The 23,605-nt window shown below is 63.3% G+C and carries 25 protein-coding genes; 11 read left to right on the forward strand and 14 right to left on the reverse strand.

Going from position 1 to position 23,605, the window contains the following annotated elements:
* The first annotated feature begins 201 nt into the window (after positions 1-201).
* The 3 genes from NKJ06_RS21715 to NKJ06_RS21725 are packed head-to-tail and all read left to right on the forward strand — an operon-like array spanning position 202 to position 2,990.
* Positions 202-1,005: a FadR/GntR family transcriptional regulator gene (locus NKJ06_RS21715; RefSeq protein WP_352629409.1), complete on the forward strand. Its 804-nt coding sequence runs from the start codon at positions 202-204 to the stop codon at positions 1,003-1,005.
* Positions 1,006-1,024: 19 nt separating this feature from the next.
* Positions 1,025-2,161, forward strand: coding sequence for an alpha-hydroxy acid oxidase (locus tag NKJ06_RS21720; RefSeq protein WP_352629411.1), 1,137 nt, complete (start codon positions 1,025-1,027; stop codon positions 2,159-2,161).
* A 37-nt stretch (positions 2,162-2,198) separates the two neighbouring features.
* Positions 2,199-2,990 carry a metallophosphoesterase gene (locus NKJ06_RS21725; protein ID WP_352629413.1) on the forward strand — a complete coding sequence of 264 codons (792 nt, stop codon included), beginning with the start codon at positions 2,199-2,201 and terminating at the stop codon, positions 2,988-2,990.
* Positions 2,991-3,035: 45 nt separating this feature from the next.
* Here NKJ06_RS21725 and NKJ06_RS21730 read toward each other — a convergent pair whose 3' ends face one another.
* Positions 3,036-3,167 carry a hypothetical protein gene (locus NKJ06_RS21730; protein WP_274533732.1) on the reverse strand — a complete coding sequence of 44 codons (132 nt, stop codon included), beginning with the start codon at positions 3,165-3,167 and terminating at the stop codon, positions 3,036-3,038.
* 290 nt (positions 3,168-3,457) lie between these two features.
* Positions 3,458-4,156 (reverse strand): type 1 glutamine amidotransferase, encoded by a 699-nt coding sequence (locus tag NKJ06_RS21735; protein WP_352629414.1) that lies wholly within the window; start codon positions 4,154-4,156, stop codon positions 3,458-3,460.
* A gap of 87 nt (positions 4,157-4,243) precedes the next feature.
* Here NKJ06_RS21735 and NKJ06_RS21740 point away from each other — a divergent pair, with 87 nt between their 5' ends.
* From NKJ06_RS21740 to NKJ06_RS21760, 5 genes are all read left to right on the forward strand, one after another.
* Positions 4,244-4,891 (forward strand): hypothetical protein, encoded by a 648-nt coding sequence (locus NKJ06_RS21740; RefSeq protein WP_352810566.1) that lies wholly within the window; start codon positions 4,244-4,246, stop codon positions 4,889-4,891.
* Positions 4,892-4,922: 31 nt separating this feature from the next.
* Positions 4,923-5,657, forward strand: coding sequence for a 16S rRNA (uracil(1498)-N(3))-methyltransferase (locus NKJ06_RS21745; protein WP_352810567.1), 735 nt, complete (start codon positions 4,923-4,925; stop codon positions 5,655-5,657).
* 249 nt (positions 5,658-5,906) lie between these two features.
* The gene (locus tag NKJ06_RS21750) at positions 5,907-7,280 is read left to right on the forward strand and encodes a glutamate--cysteine ligase (protein WP_352810568.1); all 1,374 of its coding nucleotides are present in this window, start codon (positions 5,907-5,909) and stop codon (positions 7,278-7,280) included.
* A 100-nt stretch (positions 7,281-7,380) separates the two neighbouring features.
* The gene (locus NKJ06_RS21755; protein WP_352810570.1) at positions 7,381-8,418 is read left to right on the forward strand and encodes a DUF937 domain-containing protein; all 1,038 of its coding nucleotides are present in this window, start codon (positions 7,381-7,383) and stop codon (positions 8,416-8,418) included.
* Positions 8,419-8,666: 248 nt separating this feature from the next.
* Positions 8,667-8,888, forward strand: a complete 222-nt coding sequence (locus NKJ06_RS21760) for a type II toxin-antitoxin system HicB family antitoxin (RefSeq protein ID WP_050589468.1) — start codon at positions 8,667-8,669, stop codon at positions 8,886-8,888.
* Positions 8,889-9,033: 145 nt separating this feature from the next.
* Here the strand turns inward: NKJ06_RS21760 and NKJ06_RS21765 are convergent, their stop codons facing one another.
* Positions 9,034-9,324: a DUF1127 domain-containing protein gene (locus NKJ06_RS21765; RefSeq protein WP_013530339.1), complete on the reverse strand. Its 291-nt coding sequence runs from the start codon at positions 9,322-9,324 to the stop codon at positions 9,034-9,036.
* A gap of 176 nt (positions 9,325-9,500) precedes the next feature.
* Between NKJ06_RS21765 and NKJ06_RS21770 the strand changes: the two genes are divergently transcribed.
* From NKJ06_RS21770 to NKJ06_RS21780, 3 genes are all read left to right on the forward strand, one after another.
* Positions 9,501-10,457, forward strand: a complete 957-nt coding sequence (locus NKJ06_RS21770; RefSeq protein WP_352662779.1) for a LysR substrate-binding domain-containing protein — start codon at positions 9,501-9,503, stop codon at positions 10,455-10,457.
* Positions 10,458-10,540: 83 nt separating this feature from the next.
* Positions 10,541-12,172, forward strand: coding sequence for an exodeoxyribonuclease VII large subunit (gene xseA, locus NKJ06_RS21775; protein ID WP_352810571.1), 1,632 nt, complete (start codon positions 10,541-10,543; stop codon positions 12,170-12,172).
* Between the two features lie 4 nt (positions 12,173-12,176).
* Complete coding sequence (locus NKJ06_RS21780) at positions 12,177-13,295, forward strand: DmpA family aminopeptidase (RefSeq protein ID WP_352810572.1); 1,119 nt, start codon at positions 12,177-12,179, stop codon at positions 13,293-13,295.
* A gap of 71 nt (positions 13,296-13,366) precedes the next feature.
* Here the strand turns inward: NKJ06_RS21780 and NKJ06_RS21785 are convergent, their stop codons facing one another.
* The 11 genes from NKJ06_RS21785 to ehuR form a co-directional block, all read right to left on the reverse strand.
* On the reverse strand, positions 13,367-13,621 hold the full coding sequence (locus NKJ06_RS21785; protein WP_352629431.1) for a hypothetical protein: 255 nt from the start codon (positions 13,619-13,621) through the stop codon (positions 13,367-13,369).
* 461 nt (positions 13,622-14,082) lie between these two features.
* Positions 14,083-15,081 carry a N(2)-acetyl-L-2,4-diaminobutanoate deacetylase DoeB gene (doeB, locus tag NKJ06_RS21790; RefSeq protein ID WP_352810573.1) on the reverse strand — a complete coding sequence of 333 codons (999 nt, stop codon included), beginning with the start codon at positions 15,079-15,081 and terminating at the stop codon, positions 14,083-14,085.
* Between the two features lie 5 nt (positions 15,082-15,086).
* A complete protein-coding gene (doeA, locus tag NKJ06_RS21795; protein WP_352810574.1) occupies positions 15,087-16,277 on the reverse strand; it encodes an ectoine hydrolase DoeA in 1,191 nt (396 codons plus the stop codon).
* A gap of 39 nt (positions 16,278-16,316) precedes the next feature.
* Positions 16,317-17,309, reverse strand: a complete 993-nt coding sequence (gene eutC / locus NKJ06_RS21800; protein ID WP_352810575.1) for an ectoine utilization protein EutC — start codon at positions 17,307-17,309, stop codon at positions 16,317-16,319.
* Positions 17,306-18,301, reverse strand: a complete 996-nt coding sequence (gene eutB, locus NKJ06_RS21805; RefSeq protein WP_352662793.1) for a hydroxyectoine utilization dehydratase EutB — start codon at positions 18,299-18,301, stop codon at positions 17,306-17,308. Before eutB ends, eutC begins: the two co-directional genes overlap by 4 nt.
* A gap of 183 nt (positions 18,302-18,484) precedes the next feature.
* The gene (gene eutA / locus NKJ06_RS21810) at positions 18,485-19,261 is read right to left on the reverse strand and encodes an ectoine utilization protein EutA (protein ID WP_352810576.1); all 777 of its coding nucleotides are present in this window, start codon (positions 19,259-19,261) and stop codon (positions 18,485-18,487) included.
* A 3-nt stretch (positions 19,262-19,264) separates the two neighbouring features.
* Positions 19,265-19,924, reverse strand: a complete 660-nt coding sequence (ehuD, locus tag NKJ06_RS21815) for an ectoine/hydroxyectoine ABC transporter permease subunit EhuD (RefSeq protein WP_352810578.1) — start codon at positions 19,922-19,924, stop codon at positions 19,265-19,267.
* A 34-nt stretch (positions 19,925-19,958) separates the two neighbouring features.
* Complete coding sequence (gene ehuC / locus NKJ06_RS21820; RefSeq protein ID WP_352810579.1) at positions 19,959-20,618, reverse strand: ectoine/hydroxyectoine ABC transporter permease subunit EhuC; 660 nt, start codon at positions 20,616-20,618, stop codon at positions 19,959-19,961.
* Positions 20,619-20,785: 167 nt separating this feature from the next.
* Positions 20,786-21,637 carry an ectoine/hydroxyectoine ABC transporter substrate-binding protein EhuB gene (gene ehuB, locus NKJ06_RS21825; RefSeq protein WP_352662805.1) on the reverse strand — a complete coding sequence of 284 codons (852 nt, stop codon included), beginning with the start codon at positions 21,635-21,637 and terminating at the stop codon, positions 20,786-20,788.
* A gap of 68 nt (positions 21,638-21,705) precedes the next feature.
* Positions 21,706-22,497 (reverse strand): ectoine/hydroxyectoine ABC transporter ATP-binding protein EhuA, encoded by a 792-nt coding sequence (gene ehuA, locus NKJ06_RS21830; RefSeq protein WP_352629449.1) that lies wholly within the window; start codon positions 22,495-22,497, stop codon positions 21,706-21,708.
* A gap of 126 nt (positions 22,498-22,623) precedes the next feature.
* A partial coding sequence (ehuR, locus tag NKJ06_RS21835; RefSeq protein ID WP_352810580.1) for a MocR-like ectoine utilization transcription factor EhuR occupies positions 22,624-23,605 on the reverse strand: 982 nt, incomplete at its 5' end.

The following is a 23,605-nucleotide window of genomic DNA, read 5'->3' on the forward strand; positions in this document are numbered from 1 at the left end:
TCCCCGGGCTTCTTTGAACCCTCTTGCACTCGCGTCCCTCTAGACCAATAGCCTGATGACGCAAACAGCAAAGTTTAGCCCAAGACGATATGGCGCCGGGCGGCAAAATCGACACGCTTCGACCAATTGGATAAATAATTTGACCAGTTGACGACGCAGGCTTTATCCTGCGCGACACCGGTTCACCTTCCAGGCATTGAGTTGAGCGACATTTTTTCCAGGATCGAGCATTCGCGCACCGCCGACGAGGTGGTGCAGCAGATCGAAAGCCTCATCCTCGAAGGCGTCCTGCGCACCGGCGACCGGCTGCCGGGCGAGCGCGAGCTTGCACGCCAGTTCAACGTGTCGCGGCCGATCCTGCGCGACGCACTGAAGGGGCTCGAAGGGCGTGGCCTTTTGACGACAAGGCCCGGCGGCGGCACGCATGTCGCCGATGTCATCGGCCAGCTGTTCACCAAGCCGGTGACGGACCTGATCTCGATGCACCGCAAGGCTGTGACCGACTATCTAGAATACCGCCGTGAGATCGAAGGCGTAGCGGCCGAATACGCGGCGCGGCGGGCCACACCAGACGACATGGCGCTGCTCGACAAGATCATGGCACGCATGGACGATGCGCACCGGACCGGCGACTTCGACGACGAGGCTGAAATCGACGTCGAGTTCCACCACGCGATCTGTGAGTGCGCGCATAACATCATCCTTTTGCACACCCTGCGCTCCTGCTACCGGCTGTTGTCGGAAGGCGTTTTCCAGAACCGGCTCCTGGTGTTCAGCGTGCCCGGCGCGCGCGAGGCGCTGCTTGCACAGCATCGGGCGATCCATGCGGCGGTGAAGGCCGGCGACCCGGCTGCGGCCCGGCAAGCGGCGATGGACCACATCACCTATGTCGAACGGTCGATGGCAGAGGCCGAGCGCAGCGGCGACTGGCAGCGCGTCTCGCGGCTGAGGCTGAAACAGCGTGTCGACGCCACCGACACCGAACCTGCACGCAAACGCTCCTAGCAATCGAAAACGGGAACCCATGAGCCAGATCCTGACCATCGCCGATCTCAAGGACCTCGCGCGCCGGCGCGTGCCGAAGATGTTCTTCGACTATGCAGATTCCGGTTCGTGGACCGAAAGCACGTATCGGGCCAACGAAGAGGATTTCCATAAGATCAAGTTCCGCCAGCGCGTCCTCGTCGACATGGACAACCGTTCGCTCGCATCGACGATGGTGGGCGAGAAGGTATCGATGCCGGTGGCATTGGCGCCAACCGGCATGACCGGGATGCAGCATGCGAATGGCGAGATGCTGGCGGCGCAGGCGGCGGAAGAGTTCGGCGTGCCGTTCACCCTGTCGACGATGAGCATCTGCTCGATCGAGGATGTTGCCTCCGTCACCACCAAGCCGTTCTGGTTCCAGCTCTATGTGCTGCGCGACAAGGATTTCGTGCTCAACCTCATCGACAGGGCGAAGGCAGCGAAATGCTCGGCGCTGGTGCTGACGCTTGACCTGCAGATTCTCGGCCAGCGCCACAAGGACATCCGCAACGGGCTTTCGGCGCCGCCGAAGCTGACGCTGACGAACATCGTCGACATGGCCATCCGCCCGCGCTGGTGCGCCGCCATGGCCGGCACCAAGCGGCGGACCTTCCGCAACATCGTTGGCCACGCCAAGGGCGTCGGCAACATGTCCTCACTGGCATCGTGGACGACGGAGCAGTTCGATCCGCATCTGTCGTGGAAGGACGTCGCCTGGATCAAGGAACGCTGGGGCGGCAAGCTGATCCTCAAAGGCATTCTCGACAAGGAAGACGCGCTGATGGCGGCCAAGACCGGTGCCGACGCGATCATCGTTTCCAACCATGGCGGGCGCCAGCTCGATGGTGCATCGTCGTCGATCGGCGTGCTGGAAGAGATTGCCGATGCGGTCGGCGACACGATCGAAGTGCATATGGACGGCGGCATCCGTTCCGGCCAGGACGTGCTGAAGGCGCTCTGCCTCGGCGCCAAGGGAACCTATATCGGCCGGCCATTTCTTTACGGCCTGGGTGCGCTCGGCAAGGAAGGAGTTACCAAGGCATTGGAAATCATCCGCAAGGAGATGGACATCACGCTGGCACTGTGCGGAAAGCGTCTGGTCACCGACATGGGCAAGGACCAACTCCGGCGCTAGAGTTCCGTGACAGCCTGACCACGGAGACGACGAGACCTTGGCGGAACCCGGTATCCATTTTCTCGACGCGCAGGGGCCGGACGGTGTGCGTCTCTACGCGATTGGCGACGTGCATGGCCGGCTCGACCTGCTGGCTGCCATGCATCAGCGCATCAGGACCGAGATCGAGCAGCAGGCGCCAGCCGACTGGCGTGTCATCCATCTTGGCGACTATGTCGACCGCGGGCCGGACTCAAAGGGCGTCATCGACTTCCTGATCGAAGCGCGCGAGCGCGACCCGCGCCATCTGATGCTGGCCGGTAACCACGACATCGGTTTTCTCGATTTTCTCAAGGCCCCCGACCCGGACGGACTTTTCATCCGCTTTGGCGGTATCCAGACGGCGCAGTCCTACGGCGTGACGATCAATGACGGCACAAGCGTGTGGTTCGGCAAGGCCGAGTCCGCCGTGCGCAAAGGACATCAGGCCCTGGTCGAGGCCGTGCCGCAGGACCACATCGATTTCCTTCGGTCGCTGCCGTTTTCGGTGACACTGGGCGATTTCTACTTCTGCCATGCCGGCATCAGGCCGGGCATCCCCCTGGACAGGCAAAACCCGCAGGATCTGATCTGGATCCGCGACGTCTTCCACAATCACACCGGCCTCTATCCGAAGATCGTGGTGCACGGCCACACGCCGGTACCGGAGGCGGAAGTGATGGCCAACCGCGTCAATGTCGACACGCTTGCCTGGCAATCGGGCATGCTGACCGCGCTCGTCGTCGACGGTCCGGACAAACGCATCCTGACAATGACGATCAAGGAACCTTGGACAATTAAGGAAGCTTGAGCGCTGTGCGTCCGAGGACGCTCCGGCTCGTGGCGCAGCCCGGCTCTAGCGTAGCGAGGCGGTGACGCCGTAACCGTCGACGGCGTTGTGGTTGTTGGCTGCGTCGGCGGCATAGATGCCGAGTCCGCACAGCACGATGGCGGATACCATGGCAAAGGACAGAAGCGCTGCTTTCACGGACGTCATCTCTTGTTGAGCTTTCTGCATCTGTGCACGAGGCGGTTACCAATGCGTTGAAACGGAGAATTCGCTTCAAAGTTTCGACGATTTCGCGCTTCTAGGCATGTTCTGTATCAACGGTGTGTCGCGCGGGTCACACAAAAGGTTCATCGCGGTTGCACGGAAGATGCAGAGCGCGCGCCTTCTAGGATGGCGGGCGGACACAAGCCAAGGATGAAAGGTGTTTTCCCCAGGCGGATTCCCCGCCGCGTGCCAATTATGTCACGCGGCAGCGCACCGAGGGACGCTTAGATTGTCGCTACCCACGCACGTGCGATGGCCAGGCCCGCGGCATCCGCATCAGGCCCGTTGCGGGCCATTTCGCGATCGAGCTTGCCGGCCCAATCGGGATGGCGCACGGCGATGGTCGGGGCGAAGGACGTGCTCCAGTCCTGCACCATCGGCCGGTCGGCCTCGAAATGGAACTGGAAGCCGTAGACGGCGCGGCCGACGCGAAATGCCTGGTTCTCGGCGACATCGTTGCCTGCGAGCCGGACGGCGCTCTCAGGCAGCACGAAGGTGTCATCGTGCCACTGGAAGATCGGAAACTTTTCCGGCAGTGCGCCCAGCACCGGATCGGCCTTGGCATCCGGCGTCAGCGACACGCCGCGCCAGCCGAACTCGTTGGCGCCGCCGATGCGGTTCTCGCCACCGAAGGCACGAGCAACGAGCTGACTGCCGAGGCAGATGCCGAGCACGGCGCGGTCGTTGCCGGCGAAATCGCGCGTCAGTTCGAGCAGTGCCGGGAAATAGGGGTACTCATCGTCGGCCAGTGCATTCTGGCCACCGCCAAGCACCACCATGGCATCATGCCCGGCCGCGTCATCCGGCAGCAGATCGCCCTTGTAAGGGAGGCGTATATCGAGATCGGCGCCCGCCTCCGCAAGAGCGGCGCCGACCTGGCCAAGGCCGGTATTGTCGTAGTTCTGGACCACCAGCACCCGCATGAAAAACCCTGCTGACATGAAAATGATACGACGAGCGATATCATGCCGTCCGCATTGCAGCCAAGATGCGTATTCCGGGAGAAAACTATGCCACTGCAGAACCGGGTCGATCCGTTCGGCGCCATCCACGCCGTGTCCGAGCGCGGGCTGTTGACCGGCAATCGCGGCATCATCCACGATCCCGAGACGAAGACGCTGCTGAAAAAGCGCTGGGCGCTTCAGGCCTGGATCATCTGCGTCTGCCAATTCCGGGATGTGCGGCGCGAACCGATGGGCCGCAACCGGAAGGGCGGTAAAGCGGGCTGGACCGAGCTGTTCTTCCTCGACGAGGTCACGGCACTGGCGGCCGGCCATCGCCCCTGCTTCTTTTGCCAGCGCGAACGGGCCAAGGATTTTGTCGGCCGCTTCGGCGAAGCCTTCGGCATTGCCGAGCCGCGCGCGCCGCAAGTCGACAAGCGGCTGCACAAGGAGCGGCTGGCGTCGGGCGGCAAGCCGGTGACGGTGGCCTTTGACGAGCTTGCCGGCCTGCCGGACGGCGCCATGGTTGGGGATGGCGGCAACGCTTATGCTTTGCGCGGCGGCAGAGCATTGCGCTGGTCCTTTGCTGGATATGGCCCACCAGCTGATTTCGGCATGCTCAAAAGCAAGACGCTCTCGCTGCTGACGCCGGCCACGACGCTCGCCGTGCTGCGTCACGGCTTTCGCCCCGTATGGCATCCGTCCGCCGAGACTTGACGCCGGCGGTCGGCTCGCTCATTCCTCCGCAATGCGCGCCAATTACAAGATGCAACGTCTGTTCGTGCCCGACGATCTGCGGCCAGACATCGAGTTCGACGCCGGCCAACAGCAGAGCCACTATCTCCTGCATGTGCTACGGCTCGGCGAAGGCGCCGAAATCCTGGTGTTCAATGGCCGCGACGGCGAATGGTCGGCGGCCATCACGGCGAAGACAAAAAGGGCGGTGCGGCTGAAGGTGTCGGTGCTGCAACGGCCACAGCCGCCGCTGCCCGACCTTGTCTACTGCTTTGCGCCGCTGAAGCAGGGCCGGCTCGACTATCTCGTGCAGAAGGCGGTCGAGATGGGCGCCGGCATCCTGCAGCCGGTCATCACCCAGCACACGCAAGTGGCCAAGCCGTCGATCGATCGCCTGCGCGCCAATGTTGTCGAAGCCGCCGAGCAATGCGGCATCCTGGCGGTGCCTCAAGTGCTCGAAGCGGAAAAATTCGAGCGTTTGCTGACCGGTTGGGACAAGGAACGGCGGCTGATCTTCTGTGACGAGGACGCCTCGACCAACAATCCGCTGCCCGCGCTGCAGGCGGTGAAGGAAAACAGGCTTGGGCTGCTGGTCGGGCCGGAGGGCGGCTTTTCCGACGACGAGCGCAAGATGCTGCGCGCCCTGCCCTTCGTGACAGCCATTCCGCTCGGGCCGCGCATCCTGCGCGCCGACACGGCGGCGGTGGCCGCGCTCGCGGTGATGCAGGCAACTGTCGGAGACTGGTGAGACGTCATCCCTTGCAAGCGATGACAGGGCGGTAACGTTCAATTCCTGTTGACCTGTGGCTCAGGATTTTTCGCTTGCTCGTCTGCTGACATTTCGTCCATCTAGCGCCGGCGATCGTCCGATCGTCCTACAGCGTCCTTTGCGCATCCTTTCGGGCGCGCAAAGGACGCTGTAGCATTCCATTGGGCACATGATCCCCCAGCGAAAATCGAAAGCCGATTTTCGGGGTGATGTGCAGAGGGCTTACAAATGGCGCGCGATACTACCGATTTCCGCCCGATCGAAGGTGTCGACGAACTCGTCGAGCATCTGGCCGAAGGCAACAAGCCGCGCGACAAGTGGCGCATCGGCACCGAGCACGAGAAATTTCCCTTCTATGTCGACGGCAATGCACCGGTCCCCTATGGCGGCGAGCGCGGCATCCGCGCCATCCTCGAAGGCATGCAGTCAAAGCTGGGCTGGGATCCGATCATCGATGGCGGCCGCATCATCGGCCTGGTCGAACCGACCGGCCAGGGTGCGATTTCTCTGGAACCCGGCGGCCAGTTCGAGCTTTCCGGCGCACCGCTGGAGACCATTCATCAGACCTGCCGCGAGGGCAATGCCCATCTGGCGCAGGTGCGCGAGATCGCCGAACCGATGGGCATCCGCTTCCTTGGCCTCGGCGGCAGCCCGAAATGGTCGCTGGCCGAGACGCCGAAAATGCCGAAGTCGCGCTATGAGATCATGACGCGCTACATGCCCAAGGTCGGCACCAAGGGCCTCGACATGATGTACCGCACCTGCACGATCCAGGTGAATCTCGACTTCGAGAGCGAGGCCGACATGCGCCGCAAGATGCAGGTGTCGCTGAAGCTGCAGCCGCTGTCGACGGCATTGTTCGCCAATTCGCCTTTCACCGAAAGCCATCCGAACGGTTTGCAGAGCTGGCGCGGCGACATCTGGCGCGACACCGATAACCAGCGCTCGGGCCTGCTCGAATTCTGTTTCTCGCCCGATTTCGGTTTCGCCGACTATGTCGAATGGGCGCTCGACGTGCCGATGTATTTCGTCATCCGCGACGGCCACTATCATGACATGACGCACATCACCTTCCGCCAGTTCATGGCGGGCGCCGCACGGCATGAAATTCCCGACGGGCTGCCGACGATGGGCGACTGGGCAAACCATCTGTCGACACTGTTCCCGGACGTGCGGCTGAAGCGTTTCCTCGAGATGCGCGGCGCCGACGGCGGGCCATGGCGGCGCATCTGCGCGCTGCCGGCCTTCTGGGTCGGGTTGCTTTATGATGAGGCGGCGCTCGACGCCGCCGAGGCGCTGACCTCGAGCTGGACGTATGAAGAAACGCTGGCGATGCGCAATGCCGTGCCGGAACAAGGCATTTCCGCACCCTTCCGCAACACCACGCTGCGCGAAATCGCGCGCGACGTGATGGTCATTTCGCGTATGGGGCTGAAGAACCGTGGCCGCAAGAACCGCGACGGCTACGACGAGACCTCCTTCCTCAACACGCTCGACGAGGTCGTGGCACGCGGCACCACCAGCGCCGAGGAGATGCTGTCGGCCTACCACACGCGTTGGGGCGGCTCGATCGAGCCGGTATTCATGGAATATGCCTATTAACCCTCGGATTTGACGCGGCTGATCGATCGGCAAAAGCCGCTTCAATCGGAAGTCGAAACAAACTAGGCTTCTTCGGCGAGGATTTCCGGAGGAGACGCCGATGCCTACCTTGTTCGACATGCTGACGCAGGCCCAGAACGGCAACGGAATGCAAGCCCTTGCCCAGCAATACGGGCTTTCGATGCAGCAGACCCAGGCGGCGGTTGCCGCATTGCTGCCGGCCTTTTCGCAGGGGCTGCAACGCAACACCGCCGACCCCTATGGGCTCGGCGCCTTCATGACGGCGATGGCCAGCGGCCAGCATGCCAAGTATTTCGAGGACGCAACTAGAGCCTTCTCGCCGCAGGGCGTCGATGAGGGCAACGGCATTCTCGGACATTTGTTCGGCTCGAAGGATCTGTCGCGCGCCGTCGCCAGCCAGGCGGCGCAAGCGAGCGGCGTTAGTCAACAGATCCTCCAGCAGATGCTGCCGGCGATCGCCTCGATGGTCATGGGCGGGCTGTTCAAGCAAACGACAAATCAGATGCAAGCCGCCGGCGGCTTTGGCGGTGGCGGCAACAATCCGCTCGGCGAGATCATCGAGCAGATGATGCGGCAAGGTGGCGGCATGCAGGCCCCGGCGCCGCAGCCACGTCAGACGCCGCAGCCCCAGAACCCGATGGACAACCCGCTCGGCAAGGTCTTGCAGGACATGTTCGGGGGTGGAACGCCCCAACCGCAAAGCCAGCCGCAGCCGGCACCCAATCCCTATGGCGACAACCCGCTCGGCAAGGTGCTGCAGGACATGTTCGGCGGCGGTACGCCTCAGCCGCAGCCGCAAGGCCGGGCGCAGCCTCAGCAGACGCAGAGCCCCTATGGCGACAATCCGTTGGGAAAGATCTTCGAGGAAATGCTGCGACAAGGCGGCGGTGGCGGCTTCGGCGTCCCGGGCGGCCAGCCGGCGCCGCAACAGCCTCAAGCGCCCCCACAGCAACGTCAGGCACCTCAGCCACAGACCAATCCGAGCGGTCGGCCGAAGAATCCGTTCGACGACCTGTTCGGCAAGATGTTCGAGACCGGCGCCCAGCAGCGTGACGACTACCAGAAGGGCGTGGAAACGATCTTCGACCAGTTCAAGCGCGATATGGACCGGCGGTAGGTCGACATCCGTGGGTAAGAGACTGGAGCAGATGCGCCGCAACCCGCGCGGCGACTGGTCGATAGCCGATGTAAAGGCGGTTTGTGACGAGGCTGGTGTCCAATGCGTGCCGCCAAGGTCAGGCGGCTCACACTACAAGGTCTATCATTCGGCAATAACCGATATTTTGACCGTGCCTTTCAAACGGCCGATCAAACCCGTATATATTCGAAAGCTCGTGGCATTTATTGACGAGGCAAAGACACATAATGGACAGACTTGAATATCCGGTCGTCATAGCGCCACTTTCTGCAGAGGACGGAGGGGGGTTTTCGGCTTTGGTGCCTGATCTGCCAGGCTGCGTGAGTGACGGCGACACCCCTGAAGAGGCCATCGCGAATGTCCAGGACGCCATAGCGTCTTGGATAGAGGCCGCGCATGAGCTCGGCAGATCGATACCAAGGCCATCGCGAAAGCTGGCATTCGCCTGACTGCCAAAAGAAAAGCCCGGTCCTGGGAGGACCGGGCAGAGTGCAGGCGGGCCGGCGGGGATCCGGCAGGGAGTGGAGCCTGCATACTTTTCAGTCGCGCCGAACCTCTAAAAGGTTCAAAGCAACCTGAACAACAAGCGGCCGATCAAGCGACCTTGCGGGCGAAATCCTCAATCGTCTCGATGCGATCGCTGGCGATTTCGCGCAACATCGCCGTCGGGTCGCGGCCAAACGGCACGTCGATGGCGACATGGAGGTCGGCGCGCGTCAGACCGATATCGGCGAGTTCGGCATCCGACATCTCGCCAAGGCGGTAAAAGGCGCGGCGGTTTTTCCAGGCGCGGTAGATGTTGGAGACGGTATTTGCCACGCGCGTCGCAACGGCCGGACGCGAGGTGATGCGCGAGGTCTCGGTGGCGAAATCAAACGTGGTCATGTCGGTCTCCTTCAGACTCGAACGAGCAAGGCCAGCAATCGGCGCTGACAACAGCGACGGTTCCGGTCCCAATTCACATGCTTTCATGTGGACAATGCGAATTTGACATGATGCGATTGATTAATCCAACGAATGTTTCTAATCTTAAGCATCAACACTAGTGATGGATCAAATCGATGAAATCGCCTCTCGATCTCGATCAGTTGCAGACCTTCATCTCGATTGCCGACACGGGCAGCTTCACCAGAGCGGCCGAAGAGGTGCACCGGACCCAGTCGGCGGTGTCGATGCAGATGCGCCGGCTGGAAGAGCGGATCGGCAAGCCGCTGTTCGAAAAGGACGGGCGCACCAACAGGCTGACCGAGGAAGGCGACAAGCTGCTCTCCTACGCGCGGCGGCTGCTCTATCTCAACCGCGAGACGCTGGCCGCCTTCGACGACCGGCGGCTCGAAGGCACGATCCGCATCGGCACGCCTGACGACTATGCCGACCGTTTCCTGCCCGAGATCATGGCGCGGTTCACGCGCTCCAATCCGCGTGTCGAACTGACCGTCATCTGCGAGCCGACACCGGGGCTGGTCGAGCATATCAAACGCGGCAATCTCGACCTGGCGCTGGTGACGCACAACGACGTACGCGGCCAGTCGGAGGTGGTGAGGCGCGAACCGCTGCTGTGGGTCACCTCGGCCAACCATGCAACGCATGAGCAGGAAACGCTGCCGATGGCCTTTGGCCGGCCGAATTGCATCTGGCGGCGCGCCGCGGTCGATGTGCTCGACCAGCAGAACCGCGACTATCGCATCCTGTTCACCAGCTTCTCGGCCACCGTCATCACCGCCGCCGTACTTTCCGGCCTGGCGATCTCGGTGCTGCCCGAATGCGCGCTGCGGCCCGGCATGCGGGTGCTGGGCGAAGCCGACGGCTTCGGCGCCCTGCCCGATTGCCGCATCGGCATCATGCGCGGCCAGACGTCGCGACCCGAGATCGTCGATGCGCTTGCCCGCCATATTTCGGAAAGCCTGGACAATATTTCCGTGCCGATCAGCGAAGACACCGGGAGCTTCGATTTCGCAGCGCTCGCCTTCACCAAGCTGCGGCGAACCAAGCCGAACCAGATCCTGCCCGGCTGGTAGGCAGGGTCAGGCATGCGGGTTATGAACGGCTGGCCTGACTCGGCCACCTTGACGCGGGCGCCCAACCGTCCCCCAATCGGCCGATGAGCGACGCAGCATCCGAATCACGTACCAACGCCACCGAATACACGGTCAGCGAGATTTCCGGCGCGCTGAAACGCACGGTCGAGGACGTCTTCGGCAATGTGCGGGTGCGCGGCGAAATATCAGGCTATCGCGGGCCGCATTCCTCCGGTCATGCCTATTTCGCGCTGAAGGACGACCGCGCCCGGCTCGACGCCGTGGTGTGGAAAGGCACGATGAGCCGGCTGAAGTTCCGCCCCGAAGAGGGGATGGAGGTGATCGCCACCGGCAAGCTCACCACCTATCCCGGCAAGTCCAACTACCAGATCGTCATCGACAATCTGGAGCCGGCCGGCGCCGGCGCGCTGATGGCACTGCTGGAAGAGCGCAAACGGCGGCTGCAGACCGAGGGCCTGTTCGACACCGGCCGCAAGCGGTTGCTGCCGTTCATGCCGCGCGTCATCGGCGTCGTCACCTCGCCGACAGGGTCCGTCATCCGCGACATCATCCACCGCATCAAGGACCGGTTTCCACTGCACATCCTGGTCTGGCCGGTGCGCGTGCAAGGCGAGACGTCAGGCGCGGAAGTGACTGCCGCGGTCAACGGCTTCAACACGCTGGCCTGGGATGGCGCCATTCAGCGCCCCGATCTGCTGATCGTGGCGCGTGGCGGCGGCAGCCTCGAAGACCTCTGGGGGTTCAACGACGAGGCGCTCGCCCGCGCGGTTGCCGCCTCCGGCATTCCGGTGATCTCGGCTGTCGGTCACGAGACGGACTGGACGCTGATCGACCTCGTCGCGGATGTGCGGGCACCGACCCCGACCGGTGCGGCCGAGATTGCAGTGCCGGTGAAGGCGGACCTTGAAGCCACGCTTGCCAGCCTCGGCGCGCGGCTCAAGGCGGCGGTCTTGCGCAATTTCGAACGCAAGCGGCAGGCCGCTCGGGCAGCCGCCCGCGCGCTGCCCTCGCCCGATCAATTGCTGGCGCTGCCGCGCCGACGCCTCGATGATGCGACATCTAGGCTCGGCCGCGGCTTGATGGTCTCCACCGAACGAAAGCGGGCACGGTTCTTCGCTGTAAAGCTGACGCCGGCGATGCTGTCCCAGCGCATTGCCGAGGCGCGGCGCACCAACGAACGCAATCTTTTGCGCGCACAAGGGGCGCTACGCGCGTTGGCAAGAGCCCGGCGTGCGGAATTAAATCGTGCGGCGGACCAGTTGCCGAAATTCGCCAACGCATCGCTGCAGCGGCACAGGCAACAACTGGCTTTGCTGCAAGGCCGCATCACGATCGAGCCCACAGCGCGGCGGCAACGCGTGCAGAGGGATTTGCTGACAGCATTAACCAGACGCGGAACGCAAGCCGTGGTGCTCAGGCTGGAGCGTTTGCGCGACCGCGTTGTCCAAGCCGAAAGGCTGATGGCGACACTGTCGCACAAGGCGGTGCTGGCGCGCGGCTTTGCTCTGGTGAAGGACGCCGATGGCGCGGTAATCAAGCAGGCGGCCGATGTGTCATCGGGAATGGCGCTTTCGCTGGAATTCGCCGACGGCACCGCCGATGCCATTGCAACCAGCGGCACGGCAAAACCGAAAGCGGTGACCAAGCCGGCGGCCAAGACCAAAGAGCCTGGCAACCAGGGATCCCTGTTCTGAGATCATGACTGACAATCCGAACCATCTGGCAACGCCTTCCGGCAAGCCGCGTGCGCGAAGTTTTGGCATCGGCTTCGACGGGACACCCGGGCCATTCAACGCAATCACCGATGTGTCCGGTGTAGCGGTCGGTTATGCGACGCTGATTTCGGGCGATGGCGCGCTCGTCGTCGGCCAGGGACCGGTGCGGACCGGCGTGACAGCGATCCTGCCCAGGCCGCGCGCCGATCTTGCCACGCCGGTCTTCGCCGGCATCTTCAGCCAGAACGGCAATGGCGAACTGACCGGCTCGCACATCGTCGAGGAAACCGGCGCTTTCAACTTCCCGATCACCATCACCAACACGCATTCCTGCGGTGTCTCACGCGACGGCACGCTGCGCTGGATGCAAAGCGTGCTGCCGGCGGCACTCGACAGCGCTTGGGGGCTGCCGGTAGCGGCAGAAACCTATGACGGCTTTCTCAACGACATCAACGGCCACCATTTGACTTTTGAGCACGTCGCCCAGGCCCTTGACGGTGCGACCAGCGGACCGATCGAGGAAGGCAGCGTCGGCGGCGGCACCGGCATGATCACTTTCGGCTTCAAAGCAGGATCAGGGACGGCGTCGCGCGTCGTTGAACGACACGGGCGCAGCTATACGGTCGGTGCCTTCGTGCAGTCGAATTTCGGCAAGCGACACAATTTTACGGTTCGCGGTCTGCGCGCCGGGCCGGAACTCATCGAACCGGCGGTCCGCGAAGGCACGCCGCGCGCCGAAAAGGGTTCGATCATCGCCGTCATCGCCACCGATGCCCCGTTGCTGCCGCACCAGATGAAACGGCTGGCACGCCGCGTGCCGCTCGGCGTCGCCATGACCGGCGGCTTCGGCTATCACAGCTCAGGCGACATTTTTGTCGCCTTCTCGACCGCCAACGTGAGCGCGGCGCTGGCGCCATCCGGCAGCATCGCCAGTGCCGACTTCATTCCTGACACCGACATCGATCCGTTTTTCGACGCAGTGATCCAAGCCGTGGAGGAAGCGATCCTCAACGCGCTGGTCGCCAATGACGACATGACCGGTCGCGACGGCAATTTCGTGCCGGCGCTGCCGGAGGCGTGGCTGAGAGAAAAATTTGGCTGAAAACCATCGTTGAAACGAAAACGCGGGCCAGCAAGCCCGCGTGTTTCAGATGGAGTCCGCCCCCTATGCGGTCATTCCGCGGCTTTGTTGGACGCCTGCTGCTGCTCGTCGGCCTCGGCCGCTTCCTCTAGCCTGGAGGCGATGAGTTCCTTGATATCGCCGACTTCCTCCTGGATATCCTCCAGGGGTATGCCGACTTCGGCTGCCTTGGCAGCGCATTCCTTGGCCAGTGTCTCGGCCTGCTTCTCGATCCGGGCCTCTGAAGGCTGGCAGTGGACCTTTTCGCCGATCCATCCCCGTAAGAACTCGATCGCGTGTTCACTCATACTGCTGTTCCCTTGCGGCAAAGCCGGTTGGTAATCATAAACGTCGGCACCCCGCAAAGGATGCATGCCCCCATTCCAGCCGAGTCGCGGCCACTCGGCAAGCCGATGCCGTCCAAGGTCCACAGAGCCATAGGAAATCGAAGGGTCAAGAACATTTTCTGATTCTGGAGGAGTCGGTACCGTTGGCTGGGTCACACCCAGCGTTGCGCATTTGTTTCTATTTGCTTTTTCCGGTTTTCGGGCCGATTTTCGTCACAATAGATGGCGCAACACACAACACATTTACAGTCGCTTCGAGGTCGCTGCCCTCAGGCACGCGGGTCGAAGCCGCCGCTATATAGTGACATCCTCATGCAATGTCGACTCCGCTTGCCATGCTGCTTCTTTCCGCCGCGCCGAAGCGCTCCGCGAAGAACGCAGAGCAGGTGATGGACGGTGCGGGCGGTCCCTGCCGGAACCGCTCAGACGTGCACAGCCACGACCGCCGCGCAGTCGCCGGCCTTGACTAGGCCGGGGAAATGCCGCGCCGCCAGCATGCCCGACATTTTTGCCCGGATTTCCTGGGGGGCGATGCCGGTGCGACCGGTGGAATGAATGCGTGCCAGCACCGCGCCTTCTTCGACCGGCTCGCCAAGATCGACCATGGTTTCGATCATGCCGTCTTCCTCGGCGAACGAAAAACAATCGCCCGATGGCATGTCGAGCCACTGCGTCGGGCTCTTCTCGACCGCTCCGGCAACGATGCCGGCATGACGCAGCACATTGAGAACACCGCGCCGCGCAATCCGTACGGTTTGCGCGCGCGACGTGCCGCCGCCGCCAAGCTCGGTGCTGACAAAGACCTTGCCCATCTCCTCCGCAGCCGTGTCGTACATGCCGACAGCGTCGATCTCGATCATGCGCATCGAGAATGGTGCAGAAAATGCCGCCACCGCGTCGAAGGCTTTCTGCTCCAGCGCCTTGTCGGGCAAAGTGTGCGCGGCGCAGAACGGCACGAAGTCCAGCGTCCTGCCGCCGGAATGGAAATCGAACACGATGTCGGCGCGGGGAAGTAGCTCACGCTGGAAATAATCGGCGATCTTCTCGGTCACCGTGCCGTCCGGCCGACCGGGAAAGCTGCGGTTCATGTTGCCCTTGTCGATCGGCGACGTCCGCGTGCCGGCGCGGAAGGCCGGATAATTCATTGCCGGCACGATGATCACGGTGCCGCTGACATGCTTCGGATCGAGCGTCCTGGCGAGATCGTAGAGCGCCAGCGGCCCCTCATACTCGTCGCCATGGTTGCCGCCGGTCAGCAGTGCTGCCGGCCCTTTGCCGTTGCGGATGACGCAGATCGGGATCATCACCGAGCCCCACGCCGAATCGTCGCGGCTGTAGGGCAAGCGCAGGAAACCGTGCTGGACGCCGTCGCGGTCGAAATCGACGGTCGGCGAGATCGGGGAGGGGCGTAGACTGGACATCGGTTTCAATCCTTCACCACCAGCTTGCGCGGCACATTGGCCAGGCACTCTACACCGGTTTCGGTGATCAGGATGGACTCGGTGATCTCCAGTCCCATCGTTTCCAGCCACAGTCCGGTCATGAAATGGAAGGTCATGCCGGGCTTGAGCTCGGTGCGGTCGCCCGGTCGCAGGCTCATCGTGCGTTCGCCCCAGTCCGGCGGATAGGACAGGCCGATCGGGTAGCCGGTGCGGTTATCTTTGACGATGCCGTATTTCTTCAGCACGCCGAAGAAGCCATTGGCGATGTCTTCGCAGGTGTTGCCGGGTTTCGCCGCGGCCAGGCCCGCCTCCATGCCCTCCAGCGTCGCCTTCTCGGCATCGAGAAATTCTTGCGTCGGCTTGCCGAGGAAAACGGTTCGCGACAGTGGGCAATGGTACCTGTTGTAGCAACCGGCGATTTCGAAGAAGGTGCCCTCGCCGCGCTGCATCGGCCTGTCGTCCCAGGTCAGATGCGGCGCCGAAGCGTCGGCGCCCGATGGCAGCAGCGGCACGATCGCCGGATAGTCGCCGCCAATTCGCCCCTCTGGGCCGTCGACGCCGCGCGTGCCGGCATCATAGATCTCGGCAACGAGATCGCATTTGCGCATCCCGACTTCGATCTTGTCGACGATGCGCTGGTGCATCGCCTCGACGATGCGGGCAGCCTTGCGCATATAGTCGATCTCGGTCGGGCTCTTCACCGCGCGCTGCCAGTTGACCAGCGCGGTGGCGTCGACGAAGCGGGCATTGGGCAGATGCTTCTGTAGCGATGCGAAGGCAGCAGCCGAGAACCAGTAATTGTCCATCTCGACGCCAATGGTAAGCTTGCCCCAGCCGCGATCGGCAAGCACGCTGGACAGGAAGTCCATCGGATGGCGCTCGGTCGATTGCACATAGTGGTCGGCGTAGCCGACAATGTTGTCATGCGCGAGATAGGCGGTGCGTTTGGCGCCGTTGGCGTCCTGGCCGCGCCCATACCAGACCGGCTCGCCCGACGGCGGCACGATGACGGCTTGATGTACATAGAACGACCAGCCGTCATAGCCGGTCAGCCAGGCCAAGTTGGAGGGATCGCTGACAATGAGGAGATCGACGCCCCTTGCTTCCATGGCTTTGCGCGTCTTGGCGAGGCGATCCGCATATTCGCCGCGCGAGAATTTCAGGTTCGGTTGCATTGTTCTTGGTCCTCGTTTTGTTGGGCCTCGCGGCCAGCATCAGCTTTCGAAAATGGTCCCGGAATTGACTGCCCGCGCCCGGTCACGGGCGAGTGTGGCTATCGCCGTATCCTGCACGCCGGTGCCGGTCAGGTCGGCGATGGTGATGTCGCCAGCCGAACGCCGCCCGTGTTTTGCGCCGGCGATGATCTGGCCGAGTTCGGTCACCTCTGCATCTCCAGCCATCACACCCGCCGCAATGGCATGATGCAGTTCACCCAGTCGCCGCGTCTGGCGGGCACTATCGGCGACATAGAGATCGGCCATGCGCAAGATTGCCGGCGCGATCTCATTCTTGTGCTCGGCGTCAGAGCCCATCGCGGTGATGTGCTGGCCCGCAGAAACGAACCCCGCCTTGATCAGCGGCTCGGTCGACGGCGTGGTGGTGACGATGATATCGGCGCCGGCAACCGCGTTTGCCGCGTCGGGTTCGGCGCGTACGGCGATGCCGAGCTTTTCGCGCAAGGCAGCGGCGGTCATCTCTGCCTTGACGGCATCGCGGGCCCAGATGCGCGCCTCGGCGATTGGCCGCACCAGCATGAGTGCTTCGAGTTGCAGCCCGGCCTGGACGCCGGCACCAAAGATCGCGGCGACAGCGGAGTCGGGTCGCGACAGATGTTTGGCCGCGACCGCTCCGGCAGCAGCCGTGCGGACATCGGTGAGATAGCCATTGTCGAGCAGCAGCGCTTCGACCAGACCTGTTTTAGCCGACAACAGCACCATCATACCGTTGACGCTGGGCAGACCGAGCTTCGGATTGTCGAAGAAGCCGGGGCTGATCTTAATGGCGAAGCCGTCAATGCCCGGCACATAGGCGGTCTTCACGTCGACCTCGCCGCGATGCTCGGGAATGTCGAGCCGCAGGATCGGCGGCATCGCCACCGGCAGAGTGGCGAGCGCGCGGAAGGCGTTTTCGACGCAGGCTACGGCATCGAGATCGAGCGTCACGATCCCGCGCAATTCAGCTTCGGTGAGAATTGTCATCCGGCTCATGCTGCGCGCTCCTTGAGCGACGGTGCCTCGCCGCAAACGATCTTGCGGTGCAGGCCCATGTCGATGTTGCGGCCGGAAAGCAGAACAATCACCGGCCCGTCCGACCTGACCTTGCCGGCGAGCAGTGCGGCGATGCCGACCGCGCCGGCGCCCTCGACGATCTCGCGCTCCTGCGCATAGGCGTGGCGGATGCCGGCGGCGATCTCGTCTTCGCTTAGCAGAATAACATCGTCGAGCAGGTCGCGGCACATGGCGAAGGTCAGCCGGTTGTCGAGGCCGATGCCGCCGCCGAGCGAATCCGCCAGCGTCGGCAATTCTTCCACCAGCACCGGGTGGCCGGCATCGAGACTGGCCTTCATCGCCGCACCACGCGCCATCGAGACACCGATGATTTTTGTCCCGGGGCTGACGCCTTTGATGGCTGCGGCAACGCCGGAGGCGAGCCCGCCACCGGAGAGCTGGACCAGAACGAGAGCAGCATCCGGGACCTGCTCGATCATCTCCAGCCCAAGCGTGCCTTGCCCCGCGATGATGGACGGATGATCGAAGGGGGGCAGCATGACCAGTCCCTCCTGCGCCACCAGCCGTTCAACCTCCTGCTGGGCATCGTCCTGGCTGTTGCCGACGATGCGGACCTCCGCGCCAAGCCGGCGGATTTCGTCGAGCTTGTTTCCCGGCACCAGCCGCGACATGCAGATCACCACGCGCAGGCCTTCGAGCTTTGCCGCGTGCGCCAGCGCCCGACCATGGTTGCCGGTCGACGCCGCGACCACGCCGCGCGCCTTCTCGTCAGCGCTCAGCGAAGCGACAGCATTCGAGGCGCCGCGCAGCTTGAAGCTGCCGGTGATCTGGCGATGTTCGAGCTTGAGGTGAACCTGTGCGCCCAACTGCTCGGAAAGACTCGGGGATAGCGCGGTCGGCGTGCGCTCGATCTTGTTGGCGATACGCTCATGGGCGATACGGATGTCCGCTAGGGCGATGGCGCGCGTCATGGGGCGACCCCCTCAGGCCTGCCGGCCATCTCCCCCTCCAGGGGGGAGATCAGCAGCATCGACGCTGCCGCTCTTTCTGCAACGTCGATGATTGAGGACGGCGTAGCAGCAGCTAATCTCCCCCCTTGAGGGGGAGATGGCCGGCAGGCCAGAGGGGGTCGCTCGTGAATGTGGGACATTGTCTTACTGTCCGAGTGGCAGCGTCATCAGACGGCCGGATTCGGGATGGGCCGTGTCGTCGCCGCAAAGCCGCAAACAATTCCAGGCGGTCGCCTGGTTGCTGGTCACCACGGGACGGCCGATCGCCTTTTCCATGCCGGTGACCGCGAGGGCACCACGCAGCGCCGTGCAGGACACGAACAGCGCGTCGGCGCTCGTGTCGGTCGCCTCACGCGCCAGATCGACAAGCGCTGCCGGGGCGATGCGGGCCATCTCACGGTCGTCCTCAAAGCCGAGACAGGTGAAGCTGGCGATGTCGAAACCCTGCTCCGCAAAATAGGCCGCCATCGGCCTGGATGTCTCGACCGTGTAGGGCGTGAGAATGCTGATCCTGTTTGCACCCAGCGCACGCAGCCCGCGCACGCCCGCCATCGGCGGCGTGACGACGGGGACGCCGGGCTTGGCGGCCTGGATTGCCGCCTCGATCTCGGCATCGCCGATCACCACCGACGCCGAAGTGCAGGAATAGCAGAGCGCATCGAGCGGTTCGTCGGGCAGGATCAGGGCCGCGCCCGCCGTTAGCGCCGGCTGCATCTTGCGCAGATTTTCCGGTGTCGTCGGATTGGCGTAAGGAATGCGCGCGACGTAGACGCCGATCTTGTCGCTCGCCACCATGCGACGGAAATCCGGTTCGCTGGTGTGGTCGGTGGCCAGGATGATCAGGCCGACGCGCCGCTCCAGCGGGCGCGCCTCCAGTGGCGGCCGTTTCGGATAGACCTTTATCTCGGGCAAAGGTGTCATCGGCTACCTCTCGATCTTGCCGTAGCGGCGTTCCAGCCAACGCAGCAGAATGACCGAAAACAGACTGATTACGAGGAAGAAAGCACCGACCAGCGTGATCGGCTCGATATAGCGATAATAGGTGTTGGCAACGCTTTTCGCCTGGTTCATCAGCTCCAGCACGGTGATCGCCGACAACAGCGGCGTTTCCTTGAACATGGCGATGAAATAATTGGCCAATGCCGGGATCATCGGCGGGATGGCCTGCGGAATGATGATGTGGGTCCAGGTCTGCCTGGCGCTGAGATTGCACGCCTTGGCGGCTTCCCATTGGCCACGCGGCACATTGTCGATGCCGGCGCGGTAGACTTCCGCCGTGTAGGTGCCGTAGTGCAGCCCGAGCCCGATGACACCGGCGACCAGCGGCGGCAACAGGATGCCGATGTCGGGCAGCACGTAGAAGATGAAATAGAGCTGCACCAGCAACGGCGTGCCGCGAATGAACTCGGCCAGGAAGCCGACCGTGCGCGACAACGTCTTGTTGGGCGAGCGGCGCGCCAGCGCTATGCCCAGCCCAACGACCGCCGCCAGCACCGAGCCGAGCAGTGTTGCCAGGATGGTGATCTTCACCCCCTGGATCAGCGTGGGCATGATTTGCCAGACGAAATTCCAATCCCATTCCATCAGCAGGCCCAATTTATCAGAAGGGCATTGGCCATCAGACGCGCACCCCATCGAGGCCGCGCGCCATGCGGCGTTCCAGCGAGCGCACGCCCCATGAGATGAGCAGCGCCAGGATGAAATAGATGACGAGGATGGTGGTGAACGGCACCATGGTGTTGCCGGTCTGGGCGCGCACCACCTGCGCCTGGAAGGTCAGGTCGGTGAGCGAGATCAGCGACACCACGGCGGTCGCCTTGAGCAGTTCGATGGCGTTGTTGCCGAAGGTGGGCAGCATCACCAGCAGCGCCTGCGGCAGGATGATGTGGCGCATGGCTTGCCAGCGGCCGAGATTGAGCGCGATGCACGCCTCGTATTGCTCGCGGCCGATCGACTGGATGGCACCGCGCACCACTTCGGCGGCGTAGGCACCGACATTGAGGCCCAGCGCCAGCACGCCGGCCTGCAACGGCGTCAGCGATATGCCGATGAAGGGCAGCACGAAATAGGCCCAGAACAACTGCACGAAGATCGAGGTGCCACGGAAGAATTCGATATAGGCGGTGGCCAGCGCGCGCAGCACGAAGAAACGTGACAGCCGTCCCATTCCGGCGAGAAAAGCCATGATCAGGGCAAGCACCGACCCCATCAGCGTCAGCTCGATGGTGACAAGCGCTCCCTGCAATATCAGGCCGAAATAGCCGGACCACTGGGTCATTCGGTTTCCAACGTTGACGGTTCTTAGGTCCTTCTCCCCGTTCACGGGGAGAAGATGCCGGCAGGCAGATGAGGGGCAGCGCTAGCCCACCAAGGTATGCGCCGCCCCTCATCCGTCACTTCGTGACACCTTCTCCCCGTGAACGGGGAGAAGGAAGAACGCTCGCCCTACTTCGCCGTGCAGAGCTTGTCGCGGGTCGTCGACATCGCGGCCGCGGCCGAGAAGCCATACGGCTCGATGATCTTGGCGAACTCGCCCGATGTCTTCAGCTTGGCCAGTTCGACGTCGAAGGCATCGCGTAGCGCCTCGTCGCCTTTCTTAAAGGCGGCGCCGTCGCAATAGACCGGCGCGCCCTGCACCGGAGCGATGACTTCGAGGTTCGGATCGGCCGCCTTCTTGACCAAGTCGTTGATCGACAGAACGGGCAGCGAATAGGCATCGATACGACCGTCCTGCAGCATCTTCACGCCGCTCTGGCCGTCCGGCACCACAATGACGCGCTCGCGCGGCACGCCGGCATTGAGCGCAAGCTTCTCTTCGGTGCCGCCGCCGGGTGCGCCAATCGTCGCGGTCGTATCCTTGGCGATATCCTCGTAGCTCTTGAAGCCTTTCGGATTGCCCTTCTTCACCAGCATCGCCTCGGCGTCGCACAGCACCGGTTCCGAATAGGCAACGGCGGCGCAGCGCTCGGGTTTCATGAACAGGCCGGCGGTGACGACGTCGAAGCGCCCGGCCTGCAGGCCGGGGATCATCGCGCCATATTCCGAGATCGAGGCGACGATGTCGGCGACGCCGAGGCGCTTGAAGATCTCACGCGCCACATCGGGCGCCGCGCCCGAAACCTTGCCGTCGGCGGCGACCGCCGTATAGGGCGGCTCGTTGGCGATGGCGACGCGGGCAAAGCCTTGCGCCTTCAGTTGCTCGAGCTTGCTGTCGTCGGCCGAACCGGCGGTCGAGACGGCCAGCACCGCCGTCAATGCAAGACCGGCGACGCCGGCCAAAATGCCAAGTTTCTTCATTGTTCCCAACTCCTTTGTTTCTTGTCTTGCTTTTGTTCCGGATGGCCTCGCCACCCCTGGCATTACGGTCAGACGCGATGTCCGGCCGCGATGATCTTCTTCAGGAAGCCTTGCGTGCGCTCCTGTTTGGGATTGCGAAAAATCTCGTCCGGCTTTCCTTCCTCGACGATCTTGCCACGGTCGAAGAACAGCACCCGGTCGGCGAAATCATGGGCGAAACCCATCTCGTGGGTGACCAGCAGCATGGTCATGTCGGTCTCGGCGGCGAGCCTGCGCATGACGTTCATCACCTCTTCGACCAGTTCCGGGTCGAGCGCCGATGTCACCTCGTCGAACAGCATGATCTTCGGCGACAGGGCGAGCGCCCGGGCGATCGCCACACGCTGCTTCTGCCCGCCGGAAAGCTGTGCCGGCATGCTTTTGGCCTTGTCGGCCATGCCGACCATCTCAAGCAGTTCCATTGCCCGCTTTTCGGCGGCAGCACGCGGCGTGCCCTTGGTCAGCATCGGCGCCAGCGTGACATTGTCCATGACGCATTTGTGCGGAAACAGGTTGAACAGCTGGAAGACCATGCCAATCTTCTGGCGCATCCTTGTCAGGTGTCGCTCATCGGCGGGCAGCAACTGGCCATTGCGCTCCATGTGGTAGAGTTGCTCGCCGTCGATCTGGATATGACCGCCATCGATGCGCTCCAGCGTCATCAGGATGCGCAGGATCGTCGTCTTGCCCGAGCCCGACGGGCCGATCAGCGCCAGCTTCTCGCCAGGCATGACCTGCATCGACAGGCCGTCCAGCACTTTGAAAGTGCCGAAGCTCTTCGAGATGCCGTCAATCTTGATGATGGGCGCTGATGCGGACAAATGAATTTCCCCGTCCTGGAGAAGCCTGTGCCCTTTAACGATGCGGAACGCGCCAAATCATGTCAATCTGGAAAATAATATCATGACAATTATTCTGATTGCGCACATTTTCCGGTCAATTCGAGCCTAGATAGCGAGCAGCAAGTGCTCGGGATCTCCAAGCAGCAGCTTGGTAACAACGCCGAGGCCGGCGCGCAGTTCCCCCTCGGTGGTAGAACCCAGCGAGATGCGCACCGCCGGATGCCAGGGCGCATCCGAAATGCGGAAGGATGTGCCGGGCGCAATCGCCACGCCCTGAAGCCGAGCCTGGGCGACAAAGCTCTCCTCGGCGCGGTCGGCGGGCAGTTGCAGCCAGACATGCAGGCCGTCACGCCGGGCGCGATAGTCGACCCCGGCCAGCACCTCCGCCGCTATATCCAGCCGCCGCCGCAGCGCCGCGCGCTGCCAGTGGACAAGCTCCATCGCGGTGCCGTCGGTCACCCATTTGGTGGCGATCTCGGCCACCAGCGGGGTCGCCATCCAGTTCGAGACCAGATGCCGGTTGGCGACGGCGGCGACATAGCGATCGGGCGCGGCGAGATAGCCGATGCGCAGGCCAGGCACCACGATCTTGGTAAAGGAGGTGACGTAGAGCGTACGCTCCGGCGCAAACGCAGCGACCGGCGGCGGCCGGTCCTCGACCAGGGGACCGAGCACATCGTTCTCGATGATGGCGATGTCGTGCTTGCGTGCGACGGCGGCGATTTCTTCGCGCCGCCGCGCGTCCATCAGCGTCGCCGTCGGGTTGATTACCGAGGGCTGCACGAACACGGCGCGGATGTCGGAAAGCCGGCAGGCCTCGTCCAGCGCTTCCGGGATCAGGCCATTGTCGTCGATCGGCAGCCCCTCGAGATTGAAGCCGAGATAGCGGGCGAGCGGCACCAGCGTGTGGTGGCCGATCGCCTCGGTGGCGACCGTCGATCCCGGCGGCGCCACGCTCATCAGCGCTACCGTCATGCCGGCGGTGGCGCCGTTGGTCAGGCTGATGTTCTGCGCGGAGGTGTCGAGACCGCACAGTTTCAGCCATTCGACGGCGACGGCGCGGTGACGCGGAAACACCATGTTGGGC

This window comes from Mesorhizobium sp. M0293, from assembly GCF_040321735.1.
Lineage (GTDB): Bacteria > Pseudomonadota > Alphaproteobacteria > Rhizobiales > Rhizobiaceae > Mesorhizobium.